The sequence below is a fragment of the Streptomyces sp. WI03-4A genome, assembly GCF_033792105.1.
GTDB classification, from domain to species: domain Bacteria; phylum Actinomycetota; class Actinomycetes; order Streptomycetales; family Streptomycetaceae; genus Streptomyces; species Streptomyces collinus_A.
Map to the genome: position 1 here is coordinate 117,860 of NZ_JARAUO010000025.1, position 6,996 is coordinate 124,855.

Annotated in this window: 6 protein-coding genes; 4 read left to right on the forward strand and 2 right to left on the reverse strand. The window is 72.6% G+C overall.

Annotated features, from left to right (window positions below; genetic code table 11):
- Positions 1-93: 93 nt before the first annotated feature.
- Together lon and PV343_RS24250 are read right to left on the reverse strand one after the other, a co-directional pair.
- The gene (lon, locus tag PV343_RS24245) at positions 94-2,514 is read right to left on the reverse strand and encodes an endopeptidase La (protein ID WP_319149054.1); all 2,421 of its coding nucleotides are present in this window, start codon (positions 2,512-2,514) and stop codon (positions 94-96) included.
- Positions 2,515-2,686: 172 nt separating this feature from the next.
- Positions 2,687-3,511 (reverse strand): rhomboid-like protein, encoded by an 825-nt coding sequence (locus PV343_RS24250; RefSeq protein ID WP_319149055.1) that lies wholly within the window; start codon positions 3,509-3,511, stop codon positions 2,687-2,689.
- 212 nt (positions 3,512-3,723) lie between these two features.
- Between PV343_RS24250 and PV343_RS24255 the strand changes: the two genes are divergently transcribed.
- The 4 genes from PV343_RS24255 to PV343_RS24270 form a co-directional block, all read left to right on the forward strand.
- Complete coding sequence (locus PV343_RS24255; RefSeq protein WP_319149056.1) at positions 3,724-4,404, forward strand: spermidine synthase; 681 nt, start codon at positions 3,724-3,726, stop codon at positions 4,402-4,404.
- A 109-nt stretch (positions 4,405-4,513) separates the two neighbouring features.
- Positions 4,514-5,254, forward strand: a complete 741-nt coding sequence (locus PV343_RS24260) for a response regulator transcription factor (protein ID WP_020942208.1) — start codon at positions 4,514-4,516, stop codon at positions 5,252-5,254.
- Entirely contained in the window at positions 5,251-6,372 is a 1,122-nt protein-coding gene (locus PV343_RS24265; protein ID WP_319149057.1) for a HAMP domain-containing sensor histidine kinase, read from the forward strand. Before PV343_RS24260 ends, PV343_RS24265 begins: the two co-directional genes overlap by 4 nt.
- A gap of 291 nt (positions 6,373-6,663) precedes the next feature.
- On the forward strand, positions 6,664-6,996 hold a 333-nt coding region (locus PV343_RS24270), incomplete at its 3' end, for a 2-oxoglutarate dehydrogenase E1 subunit family protein (protein WP_319149058.1).

The window sequence follows — 6,996 nt, forward strand, 5'->3', positions numbered from 1 at the left end:
GCACGGGGCGGGTCGGGGCGGGTCGGGCCAGGACAGGGCGAAGGCCCGGGCCTCCCTCACGGGACCCGGGCCTCGCTCGTCCGGCGGCGTCCGTCACGCCGCCACCGGAACCTCCGGCGCCGCGTCGTTCGTCGCGGGCGCGAGCGCCAGTTCCAGGACCTGGCGGACGTCGGTCACGGCGTGGACGTCGAGCCTGTCCAGCACCTCGGCCGGGACGTCGTCCAGGTCGGGTTCGTTGCGCTTGGGGATGATCACGGTGGTCACCCCGGCGCGGTGGGCGGCGAGCAGCTTCTGCTTCACCCCGCCGATGGGCAGCACCCGGCCGGTCAGCGAGACCTCGCCGGTCATCGCCACGTCCGTGCGCACCAGCCGGCCGGAGAGCAGGGACGCGAGGGCGGTGGTCATGGTGACGCCCGCGCTCGGCCCGTCCTTGGGGACCGCGCCCGCCGGGAAGTGGATGTGCACGCCCCGGTCCTTGAGGTCGGCGACCGGCAGTTCCAGTTCGGCGCCGTGGCTGCGCAGGAAACTCAGCGCGATCTGCGCCGACTCCTTCATCACGTCGCCGAGCTGGCCGGTCAGGGTCAGTCCGGCCGCGCCCGTCTCCGGATCGGCCAGGGACGCCTCGACGAAGAGGACGTCGCCGCCGGCCCCGGTGACCGCGAGGCCGGTCGCCACGCCCGGCACGGACGTCCGGCGCTCGGCCGGGTCCTGGGCGGACTCGGGCACGTGGTGCGGACGGCCGATCAGTGCGCGCAGGTCCCCGTCCCGGACGGTGAACGGCAGTTCCCGCTCGCCGAGTTCATGCTGGGCCGCGACCTTGCGCAGCAGCCGCGCGATGGACCGCTCCAGGGTGCGCACGCCCGCCTCGCGGGTGTACTCCCCGGCCAGTTTGCGCAGCGCGCTCTCGTCGAGGGAGACCTCGTCCCCGGCGAGGCCCGCCCGCTCCAGCTGGCGCGGGAGCAGGTGGTCGCGGGCGATGACGACCTTCTCGTCCTCGGTGTATCCGTCCAGTCGCACAATCTCCATACGGTCCGCGAGGGCCTCCGGGATTGCCTCCAGGACGTTGGCGGTGGCGAGGAAGACGACGTCGGACAGGTCCAGCTCCACCTCCAGGTAGTGGTCCCGGAACGTGTGGTTCTGCGCCGGGTCCAGCACCTCAAGCAGCGCCGCCGCCGGGTCGCCGCGGAAGTCGGAGCCGACCTTGTCGATCTCGTCGAGCAGGACCACCGGGTTCATCGACCCGGCCTCCTTGACGGCGCGGACGATCCGGCCGGGCAGCGCGCCGACGTAGGTACGGCGGTGACCGCGCACCTCGGCCTCGTCACGGACGCCGCCGAGGGCGACCCGAACGAACTTGCGCCCCATGGCGTGCGCGACGGACTCGCCGAGGCTGGTCTTGCCGACGCCGGGCGGGCCGACGAGCGCGAGCACCGCGCCGCCGCGCCGCCCGCCGATGACACCCAGGCCGCGCTCACCGCGCCGCTTGCGCACGGCCAGGTACTCGGTGATGCGCTCCTTGACGTCCTCCAGGCCCGCGTGCTCGGCGTCCAGGACCGCCTTGGCGCCCTGGATGTCGTAGGCGTCCTCGGTCCGTGTGTTCCACGGCATCTCCAGGACGGTGTCCAGCCAGGTGCGGATCCAGGAGCCCTCGGGCGACTGGTCGGAGGCGCGCTCCAGCTTGTCGACCTCCTTGAGGGCGGCCTCGCGGACCTTCTCCGGCAGGTCGGCGGCCTCGACGCGGGCGCGGTAGTCGTCGGACTCCTCGCCGTCCTGCTCGCCGTTCAGCTCGCGCAGTTCCTTGCGCACGGCCTCCAGCTGACGCCGCAGCAGGAACTCGCGCTGCTGCTTGTCGACGCCTTCCTGGACGTCCTTGGCGATGGTCTCGGCGACGTCCTGCTCGGCGAGGTGGTCGCGCAGTTGCCGGGTGGCGAGCTTGAGCCGGGCCACCGGGTCGGCGGTCTCCAGCAGCTCCACCTTCTGTTCGGTGGTCAGGAAGGGCGAGTAACCGGCGTTGTCGGCGAGCGCGGAGACGTCGTCGATGGCCTGGACGCGGTCCACGACCTGCCAGGCGCCGCGCTTCTTCAGCCAGCTCGCGGCGAGGGCCTTGTACTCCTTGACGAGGTCCGCGACCTGGCCGGGCAGTGGTTCGGGCACGCTGTCGTCGAGGCGCGTGCCCTCGACCCACAGCGCGGCGCCCGGGCCGGTCGTACCGGCGCCGATCCGCACCCGGGCACGGCCGCGGATCAGGGCACCCGGGTCGCCGTCGGCCAGCCGGCCGACCTGCTCGACCGTGCCCAGCACACCCGTGGCGGCGTACGTGCCGTCGACGCGCGGGACCAGCAACACCCTGGGCTTGCCGGATCCGGACCGGGCGGCGGCCTGGGCGGCCTCCACCGCGGCGCGCACCTCGGTGTCGCTCAGGTCCAGCGGAACCACCATCCCGGGCAGCACGACCTCGTCATCGAGCGGCAGCACGGGCAACACGAGCGTGAACGCCGTGGACTCAGCAGCCATGATCTCCCCTTAGGCAGTCAACTTGAGCTATGCCGACTCAATGCATGGCGTTGCTCGAATGTTCCCCGACGGCTGTTCGCCGTGAGCGATCACCCGCCGAGGACGGCGTTCCGGCAGGCCGGGGGTCCGGTGACGGGTCGTCGGCGGCACGGCCCCCCGCCCGGAGGGGAGTTCAGGCGCGGGCCCGGGAACGCCGCACCCACGGCCAGGTCGCGACGCCGATCGCGAGGGCGATCAGGTGGCCCCAGTCGGTCATCGGGTCCCGGCAGGCCATCAGGTCGCCGAGGAGCACGCCCGTGACCGGGACGAGCAGGAGCCGGCGCGGCCAGCGGGCGAGCAGCCCGGCCAGCGCGCCGACGGCGGCGGCGACGCCGAAGCTGATGCCGTAGTCGAGGCGGTGCAGGGAGCTGTCCGGCAGGTGGCCGGCCAGCACCGCGAGGCCCACCGGGACCTCCGTGGCGAGGGTGGCCAGGACGTGTCCGGCCAGGAACACGCCGGCGGCCCGGGCCGCCCCGATCCGCCGCTCCAGGGCGCTGAGCACCAGCACGAAGGCGGCCGCGTACGGCGAGACGACCCCGCCCGCGATCCACAGCGCGCTGGCCAGGAGCACCAGGACCGGGGTGCGCACCAGGTGGGCGACGTCGGTGCTGGAGCCCTGCTGGAGCGTGTGCACGAACGCGGGGTCGGCGAGCGCCGCCACCAGCGAGGTGACGGCGAGGACGGCCGTGTAGGCGAAGGTGAACGGAGTGCCGGTGGGCGTGGGCAGGAAGTGCCGGGGCCGGACGCGGCGCAGCCGGGAGAGCGCGGCGAGGCGCGGGGCGGTGTTCGCGGTGGGGGCCGTGACCCGCGCCTCGCGCGGCCCCGGGACACCCTCGAGGAGGTCGTCGAGGAGCCCGGTGCTGTCCGGGGCGGGTCGCGGGCGGGCTCGGCCGGCGGTAAGGGGCGTGCCCGGGGGCGGGGACGGGGCCGTCGCGGGGCCCGGCACGGTCCGTTCCACGGTGAGGCGCTCCTTCCGACGCGCCCCACCCTTGGCGTTCCGGGGGCGGCTGTCCATGACCCGCGCCACACGGCAGCCGACTCACGGCGGCCTCCTACCCGTGCGGTGCGCCGTGGGGCGCGTCCGCCCCCGGGCGGCTGCGGACGTCACCCACAGGCGGCCTCCCGTTCAATTCCCGTGAACCGCGCGTCCCGTTCGAGCAGGATGGACGCATGACTGCCATGTACGACGCTCCCGTGGTCCTGGACCGCCGCGAAGGCCCGTACGGCGAAGTGGTCCTGCGCAGACAGGGTGACCTGCTGCAGATCATCGCCAACGGCTGCTTCCTGATGGACACCTCCGACGGGCGTTCGGAGCGCCTGCTGGTCGACGCCGCGTACGGCGCCCTGAAGGGCCGCCCCGCGCCCGCCGTGCTGATCGGCGGGCTGGGTGTGGGATTCTCGCTCGCACACGCGGCGGCGAACCCGGCCTGGGGCCGGATCAGCGTGGTCGAGCGCGAACCCGCCGTCGTCGCCTGGCACCAGGACGGGGGCCCGCTGTCCGCGCTCTCCCGGGACGCGCTGGCCGATCCGCGGGCCGAGATCGTCGAAGCCGACCTCCTGACCTACGTCAATGAGACGTTCGACACGTTCGACGCGCTCTGCCTCGACATCGACAACGGCCCCGGGTGGACGGTGACCGAGGACAACGACGGTCTCTACACCCCCGCCGGACTCGCCGCCTGCGCAAGGGTGTTGAGACCCGGAGGCGTGCTGGCGGTATGGTCTGCCGAGCCCTCTCCGGAATTTGAAGGAACCTTGCGGAATGCCGGGTTCCGTCACGTGCGTACCGAAGAGGTGCCCGTTGCCCGGGGCGTTCCGGACGCTGTCCACCTCGCTGTCCGCCCTGGATAGCGACGGCGCGGGGTGTCCCCGTAATGTGCTGCCCTGGCGCCGATCATTCAAGCGTCAAACGCAGTCATGGGATCACCCCACGGATTCCGGAAAGCAACAGGGGCGGGCGATGGAGCAGACACACACCTCCCAGACCGGCGCGGCGACGACCACTCCGGGCGCGCAGCGCCGGGTACTGGTCGTCGAGGACGACCCCACGATCGTCGACGCCATCGCGGCCCGGCTCCGCGCCGAGGGATTCCTCGTACAGACCGCGGGTGACGGTCCGGCCGCGGTCGACACGGCCGAGGCCTGGCAGCCCGACCTGCTGATCCTCGACATCATGCTGCCCGGCTTCGACGGTCTGGAGGTCTGCCGCCGCGTGCAGGCCCAGCGCCCGGTGCCGGTGCTGATGCTCACCGCGCGGGACGACGAGACCGACATGCTGGTCGGGCTCGGCGTCGGCGCCGACGACTACATGACCAAGCCGTTCTCGATGCGGGAGCTGGCCGCGCGGGTGCACGTCCTGCTGCGCCGGGTGGAGCGGGCGGCCGTCGCCGCCTCCACGCCCCGCTCGGGCATCCTGCGGCTCGGCGAGCTGGAGATCGACCACGCGCAGCGCCGGGTCCGGGTCCGCTCCGAGGACGTCCACCTCACGCCCACCGAGTTCGACCTGCTGGTGTGCCTGGCGAACACCCCGCGCGCGGTGCTCTCCCGGGAGCAGCTGCTGGCCGAGGTGTGGGACTGGGCCGACGCCTCCGGCACCCGGACCGTCGACAGCCACATCAAGGCGCTGCGCCGGAAGATCGGCGCCGAGCGGATCCGCACCGTGCACGGTGTCGGCTACGCCTTGGAGACACCGACGCCATGAGCGGCGGGCGGGAGGCCGCACGGAGGAGCCCCGGGTCCCTGGGAGAGGAGCCCTGGGGCGGCGTACGCCCGTTCTCGATCAAGACCAAGCTGGGCGCTCTGGTCGTCATCTCGGTGCTGATCACCACCGGTCTGTCGATGATCGCGGTGCACACCAAGACGGAGCTCCGCTTCATCACGGTCTTCTCGATGATCGCCACACTGCTGATAACGCAGTTCGTGGCGCATTCGCTCACCGCGCCGCTGGACGAGATGAACGCGGTGGCCCGGTCCATCTCGCGCGGCGACTACACCCGCCGGGTGCGCGAGAACCGCCGGGACGAGCTGGGCGACCTGGCCGAGACGATCAACGTCATGGCCGACGAGCTGGAGGCACAGGACCACCAGCGCAAGGAGCTGGTCGCGAACGTCTCGCACGAGCTGCGCACGCCCATCGCGGGCCTGCGCGCGGTGCTGGAGAACATCGTCGACGGCGTCACCGAGGCCGACCCGGAGACCATGCGCACGGCCCTGAAGCAGACGGAGCGCCTCGGCCGGCTGGTGGAGACCCTGCTGGACCTCTCCCGGCTGGACAACGGCGTGGTGCCGCTGAAGACGCGCCGCTTCGAGGTGTGGCCGTACCTCTCGGGCGTGCTCAAGGAGGCCAACATGGTGGCCTCGGCGCGTGCGGGCATGGCGTCCGGCTCCGGCAGCCACACCCGCACGGACGTGCACCTGCACCTGGACGTGTCCCCGCCGGAGCTGACCGCGCAGGCCGACCCCGAGCGCATCCACCAGGTCGTCGCGAACCTCATCGACAACGCGGTCAAGCACAGCCCGCCGCACGGCCGGGTGACCGTGCGGGCCCGGCGCGGCGCGCAGCCGGACTCGCTGGAGCTCGAGGTGCTGGACGAGGGTCCCGGCATCCCCCGGTCGGAGTGGCACCGCGTGTTCGAGCGCTTCAACCGGGGCGCCGTGAACCGGCCGCACGGGCCGGGCAGCGACGGCGGCACGGGCCTCGGCCTGGCGATCGCCCGGTGGGCGGTGGATCTGCACGGCGGCCGGATCGGTGTGGCCGAATCCGACCGGGGGTGCCGGATCATCGTCACTCTTCCGGGACTGACTTCCGTCCCAAGTTGACGTAAAGTCCGAAGCGGAGCCACAAGATCCACGAGCGTCCGCTCAGCCGGACACGTGTGATCAGGGCCGGGCCCGGAACGCGCTGACGCAGGGCCGCCCCCGGCTGTCCCACGCGCACCCCGGCACATCCGGAACCACGCTTGTTTCCCGCCATATCAAGCCCTGAAACAAGATTTTCGGTGTGACTTACGCGACGATGAACGGGCCCGACCTGACCTTCACGGTCTTGGGGGCGTAGCCTTTATTCCCGCTGTCCATCACCTTGTGAAGCGGAAGAGGGCGGTTGCCGCCGTGTCGCCACAGTCCCCCAGTAACTCGAGCATCTCGACCGACGACCAAGCCGGGAAGAACCCCGCTGCTGCGTTCGGTCCCAACGAGTGGCTCGTCGACGAGATCTATCAGCAGTACCTCCAGGACCCGAACTCCGTAGACCGTGCCTGGTGGGACTTCTTCGCCGACTACAAGCCGGGCGCGCCTGCCGCCCCGGCCCCGGCGGGTACTGCGGCCGCGGGGGCCGCAGAGACCACCTCCTCGGCTCCCCCGGCCCAGCCCGCGGCTCCGGCCCGGGCTGCCGCGCCCGCGCCGGCCCCTGCGGCCGCTCCAAGGCCCGCGGCAGCCCCGGCC